The 22,116-nt window shown below is 35.0% G+C and carries 10 protein-coding genes; 8 read left to right on the forward strand and 2 right to left on the reverse strand.

Annotated elements, in window-relative coordinates:
* The first annotated feature begins 82 nt into the window (after positions 1-82).
* The 5 genes from B9T31_RS05060 (at position 83) to B9T31_RS05080 (ending at position 17,071) form a co-directional block, all read left to right on the forward strand.
* The gene (locus B9T31_RS05060; RefSeq protein WP_086180877.1) at positions 83-2,920 is read left to right on the forward strand and encodes an SNF2-related protein; all 2,838 of its coding nucleotides are present in this window, start codon (positions 83-85) and stop codon (positions 2,918-2,920) included.
* A 143-nt stretch (positions 2,921-3,063) separates the two neighbouring features.
* Positions 3,064-6,228 (forward strand): site-specific DNA-methyltransferase, encoded by a 3,165-nt coding sequence (locus B9T31_RS05065; RefSeq protein WP_086180878.1) that lies wholly within the window; start codon positions 3,064-3,066, stop codon positions 6,226-6,228.
* Between the two features lie 6 nt (positions 6,229-6,234).
* Positions 6,235-9,657, forward strand: a complete 3,423-nt coding sequence (locus tag B9T31_RS05070; protein ID WP_086180879.1) for a DEAD/DEAH box helicase family protein — start codon at positions 6,235-6,237, stop codon at positions 9,655-9,657.
* A gap of 69 nt (positions 9,658-9,726) precedes the next feature.
* Complete coding sequence (locus B9T31_RS05075) at positions 9,727-11,610, forward strand: DUF262 domain-containing protein (protein WP_086181077.1); 1,884 nt, start codon at positions 9,727-9,729, stop codon at positions 11,608-11,610.
* Between the two features lie 349 nt (positions 11,611-11,959).
* Positions 11,960-17,071 carry a DUF4011 domain-containing protein gene (locus B9T31_RS05080; protein ID WP_086181078.1) on the forward strand — a complete coding sequence of 1,704 codons (5,112 nt, stop codon included), beginning with the start codon at positions 11,960-11,962 and terminating at the stop codon, positions 17,069-17,071.
* 196 nt (positions 17,072-17,267) lie between these two features.
* Here B9T31_RS05080 and B9T31_RS05085 read toward each other — a convergent pair whose 3' ends face one another.
* Together B9T31_RS05085 and B9T31_RS05090 are read right to left on the reverse strand one after the other, a co-directional pair.
* On the reverse strand, positions 17,268-18,392 hold the full coding sequence (locus B9T31_RS05085) for a Fic family protein (protein ID WP_086180880.1): 1,125 nt from the start codon (positions 18,390-18,392) through the stop codon (positions 17,268-17,270).
* A 215-nt stretch (positions 18,393-18,607) separates the two neighbouring features.
* The gene (locus tag B9T31_RS05090; RefSeq protein WP_086180881.1) at positions 18,608-19,339 is read right to left on the reverse strand and encodes a Fic family protein; all 732 of its coding nucleotides are present in this window, start codon (positions 19,337-19,339) and stop codon (positions 18,608-18,610) included.
* Between the two features lie 805 nt (positions 19,340-20,144).
* Between B9T31_RS05090 and B9T31_RS05100 the strand changes: the two genes are divergently transcribed.
* From B9T31_RS05100 to B9T31_RS05110, 3 genes are all read left to right on the forward strand, one after another.
* The gene (locus B9T31_RS05100) at positions 20,145-20,555 is read left to right on the forward strand and encodes a hypothetical protein (protein ID WP_086180882.1); all 411 of its coding nucleotides are present in this window, start codon (positions 20,145-20,147) and stop codon (positions 20,553-20,555) included.
* 161 nt (positions 20,556-20,716) lie between these two features.
* Positions 20,717-21,313: a DUF6088 family protein gene (locus tag B9T31_RS05105; RefSeq protein ID WP_086180883.1), complete on the forward strand. Its 597-nt coding sequence runs from the start codon at positions 20,717-20,719 to the stop codon at positions 21,311-21,313.
* Positions 21,314-21,466: 153 nt separating this feature from the next.
* On the forward strand, positions 21,467-21,862 hold the full coding sequence (locus tag B9T31_RS05110; RefSeq protein ID WP_228145982.1) for a type I restriction-modification system subunit M N-terminal domain-containing protein: 396 nt from the start codon (positions 21,467-21,469) through the stop codon (positions 21,860-21,862).
* Positions 21,863-22,116: the final 254 nt, after the last annotated feature.

Raw genomic sequence — 22,116 nt, forward strand, 5'->3', positions numbered from 1 at the left:
ATTGATGTTGTAAAAAGTGTTTAAATTGGATTTGCATTTACAGTATAGTGGATGGTTTTTTATAAATAATTTAAAAATTTCAATGAAATATACTGACCACCAAATAAAGTATTTCGCATGGGAAATAACAAAAAAACGTTCAGCAAGTGATGTTGATCGTTTATCTCAGTCATTATTTGATGCGCAAGTAGATGTGAATCCTCATCAAATTGAAGCAGCACTTTTTGCTTTGAATAATCCACTGAGCAAAGGTGTTGTTCTTGCAGATGAAGTTGGCTTGGGTAAAACGATTGAAGCAGCACTAGTGCTTTGCCAATATTGGGCAGAGCGACGTCGAAACTTATTGATTATTTGTCCTGCATCTTTACGAAAGCAATGGGCGCAAGAACTACAAGATAAATTTAACTTGCCTACGCAAGTTTTAGATTTAAAAACTTGGAATATGGCTCGTAAAGATGGTGTTTATGATCCATTTAAAAATGGGAAGATTTCTATAATCTCTTATCCTTTTGCCAATCGAATGGAACATGCTTTGGCACAAATTCCCTGGGATTTGGTGGTGATAGACGAAGCACATAAATTACGGAATGCACACCGCTCAAGTAATAAAATTGGGAATAGTCTTAAACGCTCCTTGATAGGTAAGAAAAAGTTGTTATTAACAGCAACACCATTACAGAATACCTTAATGGAGCTTTATGGTTTAAGTACGATTATAGATGAGCATTTATTTGGGGATGAGAAGGCATTTCGTTCTAGATATGTGGTTGATGGTGATATTCAATCTTTAAAAAAAAGAATCCAACAATTTATGCAAAGAACTTTGCGTAAAGATGTTCTGGAATATGTCCCTTACACTGACCGCCATGCTTTAACCGTACCATTTACACCTACGGATGATGAGCAAAGTCTATACAACTCAATCAGTGAGTATTTGCAACGAGAGGTTAGCTATGCGTTTCCTCAACAACAAAAACATTTAATTTCAATTGTTTTAAGAAAGCTTTTAGCATCATCAACTCCTGCTGTAATTGCAACTTTAGAAGCTATCCAACAGCGACTGAAAAAATTGCTTGAACAGCAGAGTTTAGATGAAGATTGGCTCAGTAATTTTATTGTTGATGAGGATATGGATGAAGAGTTATTGGATGAATTTGATGAGGAAGTAAGTCATGGACAAATAGATGTTAATTTAATTAAATCTGAAATAGCTGAAATTGAACGTTATATACAGCAGGCTTATAAAATTACAGATGATAGTAAGACTTTCGCTTTACTTTCTGCTATTGAACAAGGTTTTGCTCGTATGTTTGAAATGGGAGCGAAACGAAAGGCTGTTATTTTTACTGAATCTAAGCGTACTCAGGAATACTTGATCGCATTCTTGGAAGCACGAGGACACAACGGAAAAGTAATAGGATTTAATGGCAGTAATACATCTGCAACAAATACAGGTATTTATCAAAAGTGGTTGGGTAAATATTTAGGGACTCCACATGTCACGGGCTCACCAGCAATTGATCGACGCACGGCTTTAATCGATTTCTTTAAAAATGATGCAGAAATATTAATTGCGACAGAAGCAGCAGCAGAAGGTGTCAATTTACAGTTTTGCTCCTTGGTCATTAACTATGATTTACCATGGAATCCGCAACGTGTGGAACAACGGATAGGTCGTTGCCATCGTTATGGTCAAGAATTTGATGTTGTTGTGGTTAATTTCTTAAATGAAAGAAATGAAGCGGATCAGCGAGTTTTGGAGTTACTTAAAGATAAATTTCAATTGTTTGATGGTGTCTTTGGTGCATCGAATGATATTTTAGGAACAGTCGAAAGTGGTATAAATTTTGAAAAACGGATTTCTGAAATTTATGATCAGTGTCGTAGTCCAGAAGAAATCGAACAAAGCTTTAAGCAATTGAGAGAGGAACTTGAAGAGCAAATCAACGATAAAATGAAAAGGACTCAAGAGCTGTTACTTGAGCATTTTGATGCAGATATACATGACTTGTTAAAAGTACAAAAAGAACGAGCTGAACTACAGCTAGATAAAATTAGTCGTTTGTTTTGGCAATCTACAAAATTTATTCTAGAAAAATTCGCTCATTTTCACGACCATAATCTAAGTTTTGATTTAACTAAGTCACCTATATTAACTGCACCATCAGGGAAATATCAGCTTATACGAAAAGGTGAGCGAATTCCTGAAAATACTTTTATCTATCGTTTGACTCATCCGCTTGGTGAATTTGTTTTGGATAATGCCAAAGGATTACCTACACCAAAACAATTCATTCAGTTCGATTATATCCAGTACGGTCAAAAGGTAACGCTACTAGAAGGGTTAAAAGGGCAAAAGGGTTGGCTATCTATTACGGTCTTGAGTTTGGATTCTTTTCAAGAAGAAGAACATATTGTGATCACAGCAATGACTGATGATGGTAAGGTTTTAGATGTAGATTTGTGTGAGCGTTTGCTTCAAGTCAATGCAACTGTATTGTCTGATGTAGCAGACCCGATTCCTGAAATTTTTCAGGCAAATATTGATAAGCAATATCAAGTTGCTTTGAACCATGCTTTGGAGCTTAATGATGAATTTTTCAAAAAGGAACGGGATAAGCTAGAACAGTGGGCGGAGGATAGTTTGCTTGCCGTGGAAAAAATGCTTGAAGATATAAAGTTAAAAATATCCAGTCTTAAACGAGAATCTCGCAAAGCACCTGATATTGAGACAGAAAAGAAATTGCAAGAAGAAATACAAAAAACTGAAAAAGAAAAACGACGCATGCGACAGCAGGTTTTTGATGTTGAAGATGAAATTGCAGATAAGCGTGATGCAATGATTGATGCATTGGAGCAAAGACTACATCGCTCAAGTAAAGCCGAGAATTTATTTGTCGTGAGATGGCAGTTGGTTTAATACCAATTGCTATTTTTTTCTACAAATTTTTTTTATATTCAAAGTTATTTCTAGTATCCTTATCAGTTAATTTTGCCTAAGCAATTTTAATTCGTTTCACCAGAACCTATTTATCATAAGGTTTTGAAAAATAGGAAATATTCATGAGTACTCAGTTTTCTGCACTTGTTTCTAAACTCAAAGAGATTTTTCAAATCAATCGTCCTGATTTGGATTTTGGAGTTTATCGTATTTTAAATGCACGTAGTGCAGAAATTTCAGAGTTTTTGGATAAGCGTTTAAAAACCAAAGTAGAACAATATCTTGGTGAAGCAAAGTCAGGTCTGGATGAAAATGCCATAAAAGAATTAGAGGCTGAGCTGAAAGCAGAATTTGGTAAACGTGCGTTTAATGAGCAAGGGCAACTTATTGATGCTGAAGCAATTGAAAGCGCATTAGGTCAAAAATATATTGCTCTAACCCAAGCTGATGCACATCAAATGACAGATCAGTCACAAGTGTATAGCCATTTGTTGACATTCTTTAGTCGTTATTATGATGATGGAGATTTTATTAGCCAACGTCGTTATAAGGGTGATACCTATGCTATTCCTTACTCTGGTGAGGAAGTCATGTTGCATTGGGCAAACAAAGACCAGTACTACACCAAGTCTGGTGAGATGTTTAGCAACTATCGTTTTAAGTTGAATGATGAGCGTTCAGTTTTATTCCGTTTGGTGAGCGCAGATACAGCGCGTGAAAACCGTAAAGATAACGACAAAGACCGTCGTTTTATTATTGTGACAGAACCAAAGACTTTCATTCGTGTAGATGAAGAAGGTGAAGAGTTTGAGGAAACAATCGTTCCGTTCTCTATTCAAAATAATGAACTGACTATTCTTTTTGAATATGCAACCTTACCTAAAGGCTCTAAGCAAGAAACACTAAATACGGAATCGTATAACAAAATTGTGAGTGCAGATGTTTTAACTGCTGACTGGCTAAATGATTTAGTACAACTTGCACCGACAGAAAAAGAACCAAAGCGTACAGTGTTGCAAAAGCACTTGAGTACCTATACGCAAAAAAATACAGCAGATTATTTTATTCATAAAGACTTAGGTAGATTTTTGCGTCATGAGCTTGATTTTTATATTAAAAATGAAGTAATGCATTTAGATGATGTGGTGAGTACTGATCAATTTATTCAGATTGAACGCCAACTCAGTATTATCAAGTGTTTACGTCAAATTGGTTTAGAAATCATTAGCTTTTTAGCGTCGCTTGAAGATTTTCAGAAAAAGTTGTGGCTAAAGAAAAAGTTTGTCGTTAGTGCTGAGTATTGTATTACTTTAGACCGAGTGGATGAGTCCTTGTATGCTGAAATTGCAGAAAATACAGCGCAGTGGCAACAATGGGATGATTTAGGTTTTAAAGGCACAGATGCAGTTTGGGGAACGATTGATTATTTAAAACAGCACCAAGCTTTGATGGTGGATACGTCATTATTCAGTATTGAGTTTAAAGCGAAGCTTTTACAAAAAATTGATGATTTGGATGCCCAAACAGATGGGTTGATCATTAATAGCGATAATTTTCAAGGAATCAATTTACTAGCAGAGAAATACTATTCTCGATTAAATAGTATTTATATTGATCCACCTTATAATACTGATGCATCTGCTATTTTATATAAAAATGGTTTCAAGAAAAGTTCTTGGGCAACTTTAATGCATAACAGAGTTGAAAAAGCTAAGGACTTATTAAATCAAACAGGTATTATTTGTTTAGCAATTGATGATGAGCAAGTCAGTGAATTGCGCTCTATTGCAGAAGAATTTTTTATAAAGCAGATAGGAGTGGCACCAGTTCGATCTAATCCAGCAGGACGAAAGACGAAAGGTAAATTTGCACCAGCACATGAATATGCTTTGTTTTATGCTAAATCAGAAAATACTGTGCCACTTAGTTTAGATAAAAGTGAGAAATCTTTAGCACGATATCCGAAAGAAGATAGCAAAGGACGTTTCTCGTGGGCAAACTTTATTAGATCTGGAAATAATGATAAAAGAGAAGATCGTCCTAAACTTTATTACCCAATTTTTGTTAGTGATAATGATCAAATTAGAGTTCCTAAAATGGAATGGTCTGATTTGGAGGGGCAATACGTATTACTTGAGCAACCCCTACCAAACGAAACTATTGTTTTTCCTGATGTTAATAAGGATGGAAAAATTATACAAAAAAATTGGCAAAGAGGTAACCAACGAGTTGGAACAGAACTTGAAGAATATAGAATTCGCAGAGATCAGGATAATAAGATTTCAATAGATTTTAAAATTAGAATGGATGTAACAGCATTACCAATAACTTGGTGGGATAAATCTACTTACGCATCTTCTAATTATGGAGCGTTAGAACTCAAAAATTTATTTGGTGAGAAATCTTTTGATTTTGCTAAAGCCCATGACTTAGTTTTAGATTGTTTAAGAACAAGCGGAGCTAAGTTAGAAAATAGTAATATTCTGGACTTCTTTGCTGGTTCAGGTACAACAGCTCATGCCACTATTGCCTTAAATCGTGAAGACCGAGGTAGTCGTAAATATATCCTTGTGGAACAAGGCGAATATTTTGATACCGTCATTAAGCCACGTATTCAAAAAGTAGTGTATTCAGCAGACTGGAAAGATGGTAATCCAACCAATCCTGAGTCTGGTATCAGCCATTGCTTAAAAGTGATGAAACTCGAAAGTTATGAAGATACGCTCAATAACTTAGAGTTGGTGCGTAAAGGTGCTCAACAGACACTTTTAGCCGAGCAACAAACATCAACCAAGCCTGAAGATCAAAATGCTTACAGTGACTATCTCATGCACTATATGCTTGAGCTAGAAAGCAAAGATTCATTACTGAATGTTAAAGACTTCCTCAAACCATTTAGCTATCAAATGAATATCACCACGGATAGCGCTGGTGCGTTTGAACGTAAAAATATTGACTTGGTTGAAACCTTTAACTATCTCATTGGAATGAATGTTCAAGAAGCAGATTATCAGTTAGACAAAGGATATGTACAAATCACAGGTAAATTACGTACAGGTGAGTACACGACTGTTCTATGGCGTGATTGCGACAAAATTGGCTATGCAGAACTCGATCAATTACTGGCAAAACTTAAAATTAATCCAAACGATGGTGAGTACCAATTGATTTATATCAATGGCGATCACAATGTTGCAAGTAAATACATCAGTAAAGAGGGTGAGGAAAAGCAACTCAAAGTCCGTTCAATTGAACAAACCTTCTTAAAGAATATGTTTGAGGAGTAATGTACTGTGGCAAAAGCTCCTCAAGCAAAAACGAAAGCGGTTAAAGTCAATTTCCACGAGCAATTGATTTTAAATAAATGGTTGTGGTCGAAGTTTAATCCGAATCGTTTGGAAGGCATGAAACAACAGCTTGATTATCCTCAGTTTGAGGGGATCGAGTATGAAGGTGATAATGCAGGGCAAACGAAATTCTTTAGTGTGATCAGCAATACCTTGTTTAATAAGCAAGTTGTAGATATCGATGTTCTACGTCGCTATGACTTAAACATTGTGAAGCACTGGCAAAAAATCACGGAACAACGTAATGAAATAGAAGGGCATGTTTTAAACCTAAAATATTTTCAATACCTTTCATTGCTTTTTACAGAACTGTATTTAGATCAATATTTTAATCATCAAGCTGTCATGCTCAATGAGCTGAATGTTGAACTTGAACAATATAATGATGATCAGAAAATTGATGCAGATCAATTTCAGCAATATTTACCTGAAGACCTAAATAAAATTGGTTATTGGAATGCAACGGGCAGTGGTAAAACACTGCTTATGCATGTCAATATTTTGCAGTATTTGGATTATTTCCAAAATCAAAATGGCGATAGCACTTATCCAGACCAAATCATTTTACTTACACCGAATGAAGGTTTGAGTGAACAGCATTTGCGAGAACTCACTGACTCAGGTTTTCAAGCAACTTTGTTCGATAAACAAAAGAGTCGTAATAGCTTGTATCGTGATGAAATTCAAATCATCGATATGAATAAACTGAGTGATACCGACGGTGATAAAACCGTTGCGACCATGAGCTTGGAAGGAAAGAATCTTGTTCTGATCGATGAAGGACACCGTGGTACGAGTAGTAGTGCAGGTGCTTGGATGGAACGTCGAGATATTCTCACTAAAGATGGCTTTAGTTTTGAATACTCGGCTACCTTTGGTCAAGCCGTGAGTAAGGCAGACAACGTCTATAAACGCTTTGAAGATGCCAAAAAACAGAAAGCCAAAATGCTGTATGGTGTGGCTATTAATAAGCTAACCGAAGAACAGAAAAAAAATATTCAGCTTGATGATTTGGAACAGCAAAAATATCGTCGGGAAGCGCTTCGAGAGGTATATGCTAAAAGTATTTTATTCGATTATTCGTACAAATATTTCTATGCAGATGGCTATGGTAAAGAAGTCAATATTCTGAACATGAAAGAATATCATGAAGATGATGAGCGTAATCTTTATCTTACAGCTTGTTTACTATCTTTCTATCAACAGCAATATCTATTTAAAAAGAATCAGGCAAAGCTGGCTAAATTTAATATTGAAAAACCACTGTGGGTATTTGTTGGAAATAAAGTCAATGATGATGATTCTGATATTTTAGCCATTGTGAAATTCTTGGCTGACTTTTTAGATGCTTCTCGTAAGAGCAAGGTGATTGGTTGGCTCAATGATTTGATTACCAATACATCTCGTTTGGTCGATACCAAAGGTATCAATATTTTTGCAAATCGATTTGCACCTTTACACGGTCAAAATGTAACTGATCTTTATCAAGATATTTTAAAAAGTTTTTTTAACGCTACAACCAATCAACGTTTGAATGTAGTACGTATTACGGCGAATAAAGGTGAGTTGCGTTTACAGGTGGGGGAAAGTACGCCTTTTGCTGTTATTAATGTGGGTGATGAAAAAGGCTTATACGATAATTGTGAAGAATCTAGTAAAACGCATTATCTAAATGCACGTACTGATGATTTTGCGGAGTCATTATTTCCGACATTAAATAATGATGATAGTGAAACACATCTTCTCATTGGTTCTCGTAAGTTTACCGAGGGGTGGAGTAGTTGGCGTGTCTCTACCATGGGATTATTGAACATGGGGACAGGTGAAGGTGCACAGATTATTCAGCTCTTTGGTCGTGGTGTGCGATTAAAAGGTGAGAATTTTTCTTTAAAAAGAACACCGAGAGAAATCTATAGTAAGGCTGAATATAAAGGTATGCATTTAGACTTAATGCAAACTATTAATATTTTTGGTTTACGTGCTGACTATATGGAAAAATTCCGTGACTACTTGAATGATGAAGGCATTATTCTGAATCAGGATTTAGTCACTTTAGATTTTCCAACAAATAAAATTAAAGCGCCTCGTTTAAAAACGCTGACCTTGAAAGATGGCTATAAAGATAATCAAGCCAATGGTTTTAAGGCTCAGTTAAAGCTCTCGATGTTTAAAATTCCAAAACAATACGAAGGTAAAATCAAAAAACCTTTTGTCGTTTTGGATTTGTATCCTCGCTTGCAAGCCTTTCATACCGATAAGTCAAAGCGTCAAACAGATGTTAAAGACAAGCGTCAAGAGCATGAGATTTCACCTAAAATCATGTGTATGTTTGATTTTGATGAAATTTATTTGAAACTTCAGCAATATAAGTTCCAGCGTGGATATAGCAACCTACAATTGAATGTTGATGATTTACAGGAGTTTTGTTTAAGACGTATCAAATCATCTATGGAAGACTGGTATAAGCTTTTGATTGATAGATCAGAATTATCTAGTGATGTAGGTGGAATTAAAAAACAGCAAGCTATTCTAACGGAGCTTTTACAATCTTATATGGATAAGTTCTATCATGCGATTAAAAATGCCTATGAAGGGCAGTTTTATGAAGTGACGGAATTTAGCTTAGATGATAAAGATTTACCTGTGCAAATTTGTGAGCAATATACGCTTACAGCGAAAGAAGGTAAAAATAATGAAGCTCAAGAAGTATTTGACCGATTAGAAACATTGAAAGAATTGGTTAGTAAAGGTGATGTTGAAAAATTGGTGCCTTGGAAGGAAGATGGAAGTTTCAGAGCAATTACATTCGATCGTCACCTGTTTTATCCATTATTGGATAAAAAGGATGAAAGTCTTCCGTTTACATGGTCGCCAATGTTGTTTGACTATACGAGTCATACACAAAGTAGTGAAGTAAAGTTTGTTTTAGATTTACAAGCTTTTATCAATACACCAGATGCTAATGATGTTTTGAAAGATTATGAACTCTATTTGTTGCGTAATGCTGATAATAAGTATCGTGGATTGGGTTTTGCTTTAGCTGGTAATTTTTACCCTGACTTTTTATTGTGGTTAGTGAATAAACAAACAGGGCAACAATATTTAACTTTAGTTGATCCTAAAGGCATCAGAAATATGAATCATGACGATGCTAAAATTGAGTTCTATAAAGAGATCAAAAATATTGAGGTTAAGCTTGAACATTCTGACTTAACATTAAATAGTTTTATTTTATCTATTACACCAATGAGAGATATTCTGAATAATACTCTTTCTGAGGAAGAATTTGCTGAAAAGAATGTCTTATTTATGGTAGGCAATGGTACAGTTTATCTTGGACAGATGTTGAAAAAAATACTCCAGCTTTAAGCTGGAGTATTTTTTATGATTATTTTTTTAATTAAATTCGTTAATTGGATGCTATATTTAGGGGTAATGATGTCAGGACTATATGAAAAGCCATTAACAATAAAAGAAGCTGTAAATGCTATTCAAACGAATGATTTTTTATTGCCAGCGATTCAAAGAAAATTTGTTTGGACAAGTAATCAAATTTGTCAGTTATTTGATTCAATCCTTAGAGGATATCCAATAAACTCATTTATGATGTGGGAAATTACTGATGAAGATATTAAGAAAAACTATAAATTTTATGAGTTTTTAACAAGATATTGTCAAAGATTTAATGAGGAAAATCCTCACATCGAAATTAATGCGAGCAGTAAGAATTTTAAGGCAATTATTGATGGTCAGCAAAGATTGACATCATTGTATATTGGTCTATGTAGTACTTATGCTTATAAGCAACCTAGAGTTTGGTGGCCAACAGCTTATGATGAAACTATATTGCCATCTCGTAAATTATATTTAGATTTATCTCAGCCTTTAGATAATGAAGAATCTATGATGTATTATAATTTTAAGTTTTTAACTGATGTTCAATTTAAGCAATTGGATCAGGCACATATAAAAAAATGGTTATGTCTACATGATGTATTAAATATGCCAAATGTAGATTTGGCTGATGCAATATTAAAAGTTGTTTTTCCTGAGTTAGCACGTAGAAATTTATCGACAAATAGTTTTGCTTCGGAAACTCTTTTGAAGTTATATATGGCCATTCATAAAGAGCAATTAATTCATTATTTTAATGAAAAAAGTCAAGAGGTTGATCATGTGTTAGATGTTTTTATTCGGACAAATAGTGGTGGTACAAAACTAGCTTTTTCTGATTTATTAATGTCTATTGCTGTGGCAAATTGGAATGGTGATTTTAGAAAAGAAATAGAAAATCTCACAAACTGGATTTATCAGTCCCAAGATTTGGGGTTTTATATCGAACGGGACTGGATATTAAAAACAGCATTAATGCTCATTGATGAAGATGTCCGCTTTAAAGTAAAAAATTTTACTGCTGAAAGAGTTCAAGAAATACAAACTCAATGGGATAATATTAAAGATTGTATAAAAGAAACATTTAAGTTAGTTAGAAAATTTGGAGTAAACTCACAATCTTTAACATCTAAAAATGCTGTGATACCAATTTGTTATTACTTATACCATAAGCATGATCAAAATGGGAATCCATTATATTTAACAATTAATGATTTATCGAAACAAACTGAGCAAAGAGAAAAAATTAGTCAATGGTTTTATATGGTATTGCTCAAAGGCATCTTCGGCGGGCAAGCTGATTCTATTATTTCAAGTATGCGAAAAGTTATAAAATCTAATATGTCAGAGCCTTTGTTTCCTCTCAGTCAAATTATAAAAGCTTATGAAGCAACAAATAAAGATTTAAGATTTGATGATGTATATATAGAAAATATATTAAATATCCAATATGGAGAAGCTCGTTGTAGAACAGTTTTACATCTATTATTTCCTGAGCTAAAAGCAACAGAAAATTTTCATATTGACCACTTACATCCAAAAGCAAATTTCACTAAAAAAAATATAGGAAATTTAATAAATCATACAGATGAGCAGAGGAAATTCTACTTGAATCCTAATCATTGGAACTCTATTTCAAACTTGCATTTGCTAAATGATTCATTAAATCTTTCAAAAAGTGATCAGTCTTTAGATGTGTGGATTAATAATAATACATGTGGTTTTACAAGTAGAGATTTACTCATTGATGATTCTGTCTCTCTAAGTTTTACATGTTTTGAGGATTTTTATAATGCTAGAAGAAAAGTATTAAAGCAAAGATTTAAAGAGAGAGTATTTGTATTAGAGGATCAAAGTGGATTGTCTTCAGTTATTTTAAGTGAAGATGAGCTAGATGATTTAGAAGTTGAAGATAGTAGTATGGTTTGAAGTATGTGAAATAAAAGGCAGTGATATTAGCCACTGCCTTTTTAACACGGGGTAAATTGGGGTTAAAATCTAGTACTTCAATTTTTATAATGGCTAGATTGCATTAGGTATTTGGGGTGAGTTCAATTGCCACCACCTCAGAATCCCCACCTACACTAGTCTCTAAAAATATAAGTAAATAGATTATTTGTATTAAGAATAACAATAACTTATGATTATTAATTAGTTATTAGTAAATTTTAATTATTATAAATTAAATATTTATTAAAAATCAATATTTTAATATTTTTGAAATGATAGGGTGGTAGTGGTGGAAAAAGAAGCACAACAGGATATTAAAAAATATTCCATGCAGATCGATTCTACTTCAGCGTTGAACCTAGTTTTACAGCAGAATTCGGTTGCTCTGATTCGAGAAATTCTCGTATCTTCGAAAGAGGTACTCTCTAGCTCCCGCATTATTATTAGGTCGAATCCTGAATATTTTAAAGAACATGTGATTAATATTGCTTATTTGGATGCGGATCAAACATTAGCACTAGAAAAGCCGAAACTTGTTTTTGATATTCAGTTTTTACAAGAACTACCTGAGAATTTAAAAGGGCAAATCGAAATTATCTGGTTGACAGATCAAGATCAAATTTTGGATGATAAAGTGATTGAGATTGATTTGCTGACAGTTGACACATGGGGCGGTGAACGCCAGCCTATTGAGCTCCTTGCCAGTTTCTCACAGCCAAATGCTACTGCTCTCAGCCCTGTTTTAGTCAGTGCAAGTGAAATATTAAAAAGTAATAATGCAGGATCATTAAATGGATATCAGGATCGTGACAGAGATTCTGTTGTATCGCAGTTACAGGCTATATGGGAAGCTCTACTTCAGCAAAACCTTCATTACATCGTAAACCCAGCAAGTTTTATTAAATCAGGACAGCGCATACGCCTACCAAAACAAATTTTTGATGAGAAATTGGCGTGCTGTTTAGATACCACATTATTGTTTAGTGCATTAGCTGAGCAAGTTGGTCTTGATACATTAATTGTGGTTGAAGAAGGACATTCTTACCTAGGGGTATGGTTGAATGAAACTCCTAATGTAGATCTCATCATAGATGATATCCAATCATTAAGAAAAAGATACGATCTTGGCGAGGTGGTCTTCATAGAGACCACATTGCTCACCCAACAAGCTAAATTTACTGCTGCACTCGAAACTGCTAAACAATATATTAAAGATGAAACCCGTCAACATAAATTTTATCTTGCAATTGATGTGCGGCAATCTCGCTTACGTGGTATTAAACCGCTCTCTATTCACCACGAAAAGAAAAACCATTTGGATCACTCTGAGATCGAATGGAGTGCAGCATCAATTCCTGTATATGAAGTTGATCAACCTGTTGAAACAAAAACGACACGTGTTGATCGCTGGTTGAGAAGGTTGTTAGATTTAAGTCTTCGTAATAAGTTATTAAATTTTAAAGATAATCGCTATAGCATACCTTTGCACTGTTCAGAAATGACGTTAGCAAACTTAGAAGATGCATTAGCAAACCAAGAAGGGTTTCTGTTTAAAAGTGTAGATAGTATTTCACTGAAAGATGTTCAACGAGATAATGAAAAAAAGCATATCAATCAGTATGTAGATGAGAATCTATCTAGAAAGTTATTATTTAGCCCACTTGAGACCCAAGTATTAGAAAAACGTTTAATCGAAGTATATCGAGCGTCACGAACAGCATTAGAAGAAGGTGGAGCGAATACTTTATTTCTTGCAATTGGTTTTCTTGAATGGAAAGAGTCGGAGCGCTCTAAAAAAACTTACAGAGCACCATTATTATTGATACCTGTGCAAATTACGCGTGAAACTGCAAAAACTGGGTATCGGTTATTTATGTATGATGATGAGCCTCGTTTTAATGCCACGCTGTTACAGCTATTAAGACAGGATTTTGAGCTCGATATAGCAGGGCTAAATCCATTGCCAACGGATGATGCTGGTCTAGATGTAAATAAAATTTTGCATATTGTACGTAAAGCTATTGTCAATATTGCAGGGTGGGAAGTAAAAGCTGAGGCTGCTATAGGGCAATTCTCATTTTCAAAATACTTAATGTGGCTAGATCTAAATACACGTCTAGAAGAATTAAAAAATCAGCCAGTCGTCAATCATCTGATTGAAACGCCAAGAGAGCCTTTCATTAAGCAAGATGAGTTTCCTCAGTCAGAGAAACTTGATCAAGCTTATCAACCTCAACAGTTATTTACTCCTCTGTCATCCGACTCATCTCAGCTGTCTGCAGTGATGTCAGCAGCTTTAGGTAGAACTTTTGTCTTATCAGGGCCACCGGGAACAGGTAAATCTCAGACCATTACCAACATGATTTCTCAATGTTTAGCGGATGGGAAGTCTGTACTTTTTGTATCGGAAAAAATGGCTGCTTTAGATGTAGTATATAGACGACTAACTCAGGTTGGGCTTAGTGAGCTTTGTTTGCAGTTGCACTCATCAAAAGCTCAAAAGATGGAAGTTTTAGATCAGTTAAGAGAACGTGCTCAAAAAAATAACGATCCGTACTTTCTCACCAATCAAGCTAAAAATACAGACTGGAAAAAACTTTCTGATCGATTAGTCCAAACCCGTGATGAATTAAACCTACATGTAAAAAATTTACATAGCCAGCATCAGATAGGCTGGAGTCTATATACTGCGATGAGTGATGAGTTGCGTTATCGTGAAACGCTAACCTTACGCTTGCCTGATATTGATATTGCCAATTTAACAGCTGAAAAGCGTGAAGAGTTAAATCAAATTGTTGTACAGGCTGTGAATCAACGTCAATTAGTGTCTTCAAATATGGTCGAAGAGCTAGAAGGCTTTGGTGAGGGTTTATCTGAACAAGTCTGGACATTAGCATGGCAAGAAGAGTATCAGCATGTACAAGATCAGATTGGGATTCAAGTCAACAATGTAAATAACTTAATACATGAATGGAATGAAGCTTTTGGCTTCACTCAAAAAGCAAACTTAAATGAAATCAAAAAATATTTTAAGGTGTTTCATTCAATTGTAGGTTTAGTTCAGCGCACTGATCTAAAACTGCTTGGGTATATTAAGGAGGTTGATCTTAATACCATTCGTCGTTGTAAGAATTTAGTTGAAGACCTGAATGGGCAACGTTCTAAACTTGTAGGGCAATATAATGATGAAATATATAAGGTAGAATTAGATCAGCTGATGTTTAAATGGCGTGAAGCTGAGTCTAAGATTTTTCCATTTTCATGGTTTGCTAAGTTTCAGCTTAGAAACCTGATGAAAATATATCAAGTCAATTCGAATCGCCTTACAGCACTTGCAGTTGCTCATGATCTGCCAATTTTACAGCAGATTCAAAAGCAACAAAGAGAATTCTCTGAAATAGAAAATCAATGCTCGAATCAATTCGGGGAGTATTGGCAAGGTGAAAATACACCTTGGCAAACATTTGAAGATGCTTTCAATCAGTGGCAAGAATTTAAAAGAATTATTGCTAGTAATCTAGAGGATAAAGCAACTTTATTCAAAGCGCTGGAATTTAGTAAAACCCATAGTTTGGATGAGCTATCTTCTCATGTACAACAATTGGAAGTTTTGTTGGATAAGTTGCTTAATGATCATCAATTACAGCCTGACAAAGAACGTACCTCATATGGAGATATTGACTTTGAGGATATTCTTTTCAGACAGCAACAGTTGCAACGTTCAAATAAATCTTGGCGAAATTGGCTGAATTGGCAAGTTATTAAGAATAGGTTATTTAAAGAAGGCCTCAAGCCTTTGGCTCTTGAATTGTTGAAGGAGGAAAGAGATCCTGATACGGCTTTAAAAATGTTAAATATAAACTTAGCTCGACAGTGGATTGTCTATCAATTTAGTAAACATCCTGAGCTTAATCAGTTTAATAGTGATGAGCATGAGCAAAAAATACAGTCTTTTGCAGAACAAGATAGAGCGCACCAGTTAGCAGCGAGTCAGGAAATCATTCACCGTTGGAATAAGATTTTTAGTGAGCAAGATAAATATAAGGTGCAATGGACTTTACTAAATAAGGAATTAGGCAAAAAGCGTCGACATTTACCAGTTCGTGAACTGATGAGACAGATTCCAGATGTACTTGTTGGACTTAAGCCATGCTTGCTTATGAGTCCTTTATCGGTCGCTCAATATCTTGATACTCAAGCAAAGTTCGATGTAGTAATTTTTGATGAAGCATCACAAATTCCAGTTTGGGACGCAATTGGGGCACTCGCAAGAGGAAAACAGTCCATTGTTGTAGGTGATAATAAACAAATGCCTCCGACAAGCTTTTTCGGAAAAGGTGATTCGGATGAGGAAGTTGATGAGGAAATAACTGAGGATTTAGAAAGCATTTTGGATGAATGTCTTGCTGCTCAATTACCAGAGCTAGCTTTAAATTGGCATTATCGCAGTCGCTATGAAAGTCTGATTCAATTTAGTAATCATAAATACTACAAAGGTGGGTTATTTACATTTCCTGCACCTGTAGCGAAAGATACAGCGATACAGTTGCATATGGTCGATGGAGTTTATGATAAAGGTGATACGCGTACAAATTTAGGTGAAGCTAAAGCAATTGTAGAGTTTATTATTCATCATCTGAAATCACAGCTTGGTCAAAATAGCCCTTTAACTCTTGGTGTTGTCACCTTCAATATGACACAACAGAAGTTAATTGAGGATTTACTCGATAATGAATTGGCAAAATATCCTGAATTAGAAGCGCTTAGCAAAGCTGGTATTGAACCGCTCTTTGTGAAAAATTTAGAGAATGTACAAGGTGATGAAAGGGATATTATTATCTTCTCAATTACCTATGCCAAAGATCAAGATGGTCGGTTATCAATGAACTTTGGTGCATTGAATCGTCAAGGAGGACAGCGGCGTTTAAATGTGGCAATTACTCGTGCTAGGCAGGGTTTGCATGTTTTCTCTGCCTTGAGTCCTGAGGAAATTAATTTAGCACGTACCAATAGTGAAGGCGTTAAAGATCTAAAAGACTTCCTCATCTTTGCTCGAAATGGACAACTGCATTTGAGTGAAGTTGATCATAAGAAAAAGCAGATGAAAAAAGAGTTTATACAATATCTTCAACTTAAGCTTCAAGAGCTTGGTTGGAATGCTGATCTTAGTGTTGGGCATGGTGAAAGTGGTGTCGATCTAGCTATCAGGGATGATCAAAGAGCTGGTAATTACTTGGCAGGTATCATTGTTGATGGAGAAGGGTATGCTCAAGCAGCAACAGCAAGAGATCGGGATCAGCTTCGACCAATTGTCTTGAAGGGATTAGGCTGGGAAACGATTTCAGTTTGGAGTGTAGATTGGTGGTTGAATCCTGAAGATAACTTAAATAAGCTCGACCAAAACATAAAAATTATTGAATCAGAAAAAAGAGTTGCTTAACTAAGGAGAATATAATGGGTTTATCTGTTCAAAATATTGCATTCAAGGTATGAAAACGGACGTTGAGGAAAATGAAGTTTCTTTTGCCGCAAAAGCAGATGTCATAGTAGAAATTCAGTGGGGATGTTGAAGGTTTGTAAGCATCCGCTGAACCCCGTTAAAACTTTGCGATGGGGTTCATCGGATGCTCACCTATTTAATTCAATGAATCATGAATTTGGTATCTAGTATTGCGCCCACCACCTTCTAATTTCACAATACAGCCTTTTTCTAATAAATCAGTAAGGTGACGAGTGGCTGTAGCTTTGCTTACTTTCGCAACTTTTTGATATTGTGCTGCACTGATACCATGTTCAAAGCCATTTTCACCACCATCTAGCAGTCTGTTTAAGACTTTACGTTGTCCTTCGTGGAAGTCAATTTCAGAGTATCTTTTCCAAAAATTACTTTTAAAAAGTGTTCTGTTAATACGTTTTAAAGTCTGCTCTAGACTTTCATTGAGAGCTTCTAAAAACCAAACTAGCCATTCAGTGATATTAGAATCACCTTTTTGAGTGGCTTCAAGTACCTCGTAATAGCTTTTCCGCTTATTCAAAATAACAGGTGACATTGCGTACAGTCGGATACTTTGTTGATCCATTTGCGCTAGGGCAAGGTCGGTTAGTGTTCGTGTTATACGTCCATTACCATCGTCAAAAGGATGGAGAGTTACGAACCACAGATGAGTAATACCTGCTCGAATAATTGGATCAAGCAAATGATTGGATTTACTTGCATTAAACCATTCAATAAATTCATTCAGTCGCTGCTCTAGCCCAATTCGTGGTGGGGCTTCAAAATGTACAGTTGGATATTCAATACGACCAGAAACCACTTGCATTGGCTCATGTCCACGTAGTTGACCAACACGAATCCGTTGCATTGTCCAATCAGTTTCATTAAAGAGCCATTGGTGCCATTGTAATAATCTTTCAATCGTCAAACCTTGGTTAAAGTTATTAAGTGCATCGAACATAATATCTGCCAATCCATCAGAACGTTCAGAGCTTGGATAAGGCTGTTCTAGAGATACACCTAAGCGTTTTGCTAAAGATGATCGTAAGGAGTAGACATTGAGAGTCTCATTTTCAATAGCAGAAGAGGAAACAAGATTAGCAATTAAGTTATCCAATGCTAAGTGTTCTTTTTCAGGATTATGTTGACTTTGCCCGAGTAAAATACCGACCTTTTGATGAATGTGTCTCGTTAGAGGAAGGATCTTATGGTCATCCCATGTGAAGGCTGTCCAGTTAACTTGTTTCCATATCCAATCATCATACATAATGATTACTCTTTTACTTGAATAATGTGATGAGAATATAGTGTATATTCGGCTCAAATGGTGAGTCAAATAATTATGATAAACAGCTCATTTAGATTTATAATGGATAAACAAAATTTATTCAGTAGATTGGTGACAGTCTAATCTTTCAATTCCGTTAAAAGATTGGATAAGTTTAATTTATTTATATTTTTCAAATCTGTCGTAAAAGCGGGTTATATCCCTAAAACAACCTGATATGGTTTAAACCCTTGTAGTACAGCATCAGCAACCAAATGAATAATAGGCTCTGTCTTTCCATAAGCCATCCATTGATCTATGGCTCTATAGTAGGCTAAGCGATTTTCGACTGTAATCACGCAAGGAGGGTATCCAGCTTTGAGCAACTCAAGGTTCATCAAGAGACGCGATATACGTCCATTGCCATCAGTGAATGGATGTATGCCTAAAAAATCTGCGTGTACTTTAGCTGCACGTTCAATAGGATGTAGCTTATGCGCCTCAGTATTGTACCAATCGACTAGCTGAGCCATTTTGTCATTCAATAATGTATAGTCGGGCGGCGTAGTTGTGGCACCTGAAATTAATACGTTTTGTTGGCGATAACGCCCTGCATTGTCATCATCAATATTTTTTAAAATGAGTTGATGGATATTGCGAATTTGCCATTCAGAAAATGGTTCTTCTTTTCTAATAATATTTTCAACGTAGTAGATAGAATTTCTATGATTGATTGCTTCAAAGTGCGCTCGTAATGTTTTTCCACCAACCGTGATACCTTCCAAAACGACTTTGGTCTCTAGCAATGTAAGTGAATTGCCTTCGATTGCATTTGAGTGATATGTCCAACGAACAATAAGATCTTCTTGTAGATTTTTTACAATTGCAGGGGAAAGAGGACGATGCTGATCTAATTTTGCTTTTAAAGCATCAATATTTTCAAACATAACCTAAACCCTGAAGATGTACTTCTGAATGATATATGAAAAAAAAGAAACACATAAAGGTAATGATATAACGTATTAAATTTACATTGAGTTTATACGTGCTACAATCAGTACCCAAGTTCAAATCCTAAAGCTGACTTTGAACAAAATTAGTTTTAGGATTCAATGCATTAAATCTAATTTGGGTAAAAATTGGGTACAGAATTTTATAAATAATATAAAAGCTTTTTAAAATTAGAGGTTTAGGTTTTGAATTCAATTGACGCCATCTCCACCAAGATTCTTGTTATAAATCAACCACTCATATTAAGTGGCTTTTTTATTGCCACATATTTGCCACATTTTTCATTCCAAGAGCTTTTGATTTCGAAATGTTCAGGCTGGAGCAGGGCGAATTTTCAGAGCAATTACAGAGAGAATTTCAAGAGAACTTGAAAGTCCAATTGCAAAAGCAATTAATGACAGTATTCAATCAGCTGGATTTAAAAACGACTATCGCAAACTTAGTGAGGATAGAATTGCAGCCCGTTCAGCAAACCATAATCGAACAGCAATCAGATCTCAGGGCAGCACTCTCGAAAATATTGCAATTTCAACCACCAATAGACTTTTACGAAGATTTGGAGACGCAAAGCAAGTAGATCAATACGCTTGGGAAAACTGTAGAAGGCTTAATGACCTTAATCAAAAACTTGAACAACTAAAACCTATTGTTGCTCAAATGCGATACAAGCCTAAGCCAGCAACAGTCTAGCAGTTAAGATTTGATGGGTTTTATCCTGGTTATGTTAGAGCTTACCAAGAGTTGTCAGCACAGCAACAACAGGCTTATCAGAATGAAAAAGCACTATGGCTGATTGAGATCACAGAGCAAAAAATGGAAAAACTCCTAGCCTACATGACTGAAGCCAGAAGAAATATTGATCGTAGTGACTATGCAAGGATTGGGGAAATCATCAAGAATGATGAAAGGATGCTGAACTATCTAAAATGTGATTCAGTCTTATCCCATAAAAATGATCATCTTGAAGCTCAAAGAGCTTCATATCTTTCGTGCCTAAAAAACTTTGATGAAATCAAGGAACGAATTGAAGCTGTTAGGTCTTCAACTCATCAAAGTTCTGATGAAGTTCTATCTAAGGTTACGCAGTACAGTTATGAGCCAGAACTAATACCTAAACAAAAGAATGAATCAAATGCCGATTTTGAATTTTAGAAAATTCAAATCGTGTAAAAATACTGCACTATTACCAACAACTATATAGTTGTTGGTAATAGTAGTAATTGGTACATAATTAGACTTAATGCCTCAACTTAAGGAAATGATCTTAAACGAGCATTCTTAAACAAATATATAGAAAACAGAGAATATCTTTTGTGAAACTGTCTAAAGAAAAAATAGTACGAGAAGAGTATGCAAAATTTGAGAAGGGAAGAATATTTTCGATTTCGGATTTTAGTGTTTATATAAATGATAAAAAGCTTCGCTGGATTCTAAGAAATTCTTTCGAAAAAGGTGAAGTCATTACAGCCTTTCCGACCATTTATTACAAAGTAAAAATGAATAGCTTTTTTCCAGATAAAATCTTATCTCCTAGTATCGTGATTGCACTAAAAGCTTTAACGAAACGGGCTGGGCAAAAGTTTCAAGATGAGGGTGGAAGGGCAGCTAATCTATTAGGGCTAAGTACACAAGTGCCATTAATCGATGTTTTCTATACTGATAAAAATTCTAAAGAATTTCAATTTTTTAGTTATACGGTTCGGTTTATTAAAACCCGTTGTCATGATGTATTTCAGTATCCTTATGAGCGTGTAGGTTGGGCAATATCAACATTGTATTATCTTGGACCGCTTATTTTAGATCAAGCGTTAATCGTAAAGAAACTTAGGAAAGGATTGACGAAAGAAGAATATCAATGCCTTCTTAATGCAAAGAAACCAAGTTGGATGCAAAAAATTTTAGAAAATTAATTTTTTATATGAATTGGTTTTATATAAGTCTAAGTAAATATAGAGAGTTGTTGACTGTACAGGTTTTTTCACAATCTTCTATTCTTTACATGCTATAGCAAATAATTTACTTTGTGTCAGAGTATATGAATGCATGGTTGAGAATTGAAAGTAATGGCAAAAGCATCTGAAAAAAAGAATGATAAATCATTTGAAGAGGCACTTTGGGATGCTGCGAATAAATTGCGTGGTAGTGTTGAATCGTCTGAACATAAACACATTGTTCTAAGCCTAATTTTCTTAAAATTCATCAGCGATACTTTTGAAAAGAAAAAACAGAAACTCATTGAAAAAGGTTATGAAAAGCATATTGATGTAGTTCAAGCTTATACAAAAGATAATGTGTTCTATTTGCCAGTTGAAAGTCGTTGGAGTTTCATTCAACAAAATGCAAAGCAAGAAGATATTGCGCTTAAAATTGACACGGCTTTAAGTACTATTGAAAAGACGAACCAATCTCTGAAGGGTGCATTATACTCCATTTATTTGGAAGTAATCTTCAGGTTGTAAAATACAATCAAACGGCTTTACCGTATTTTCATAAATAGGAAAAGCAAAAGAGATGAAGCGATTATACCAATCGTCCCATTCATCTCGAATTTTAGTCATTTGTTCTAATATCCATTTATTCACGTCTTTAGATGAATTAGGCCGATATTGAAAAACATGAAAAACATGAAAAACATGAAAAACATGTATTAATAGGTAGTCTTATCTTAGGGAACTTTTTATTGATTATAGTTCCCTTAATAATCATAACTATT

Source organism: Acinetobacter sp. ANC 4558, assembly GCF_002135375.1.
Classification (GTDB): domain Bacteria; phylum Pseudomonadota; class Gammaproteobacteria; order Pseudomonadales; family Moraxellaceae; genus Acinetobacter.

Bases quoted from the DNA above. Each gene is read 5' to 3' on its own strand.
- B9T31_RS05085 (WP_086180880.1), bottom strand. From the start codon at position 18,392: ATGTATGATGATTGGATATGGAAACAAGTTAACTGGACAGCCTTCACA.
- B9T31_RS05060 (WP_086180877.1), top strand. From the start codon at position 83: ATGAAATATACTGACCACCAAATAAAGTATTTCGCATGGGAAATAACA.
- B9T31_RS05075 (WP_086181077.1), top strand. From the start codon at position 9,727: ATGTCAGGACTATATGAAAAGCCATTAACAATAAAAGAAGCTGTAAAT.
- B9T31_RS05110 (WP_228145982.1), top strand. From the start codon at position 21,467: ATGGCAAAAGCATCTGAAAAAAAGAATGATAAATCATTTGAAGAGGCA.
- B9T31_RS05090 (WP_086180881.1), bottom strand. From the start codon at position 19,339: ATGTTTGAAAATATTGATGCTTTAAAAGCAAAATTAGATCAGCATCGT.
- B9T31_RS05065 (WP_086180878.1), top strand. From the start codon at position 3,064: ATGAGTACTCAGTTTTCTGCACTTGTTTCTAAACTCAAAGAGATTTTT.
- B9T31_RS05080 (WP_086181078.1), top strand. From the start codon at position 11,960: ATGCAGATCGATTCTACTTCAGCGTTGAACCTAGTTTTACAGCAGAAT.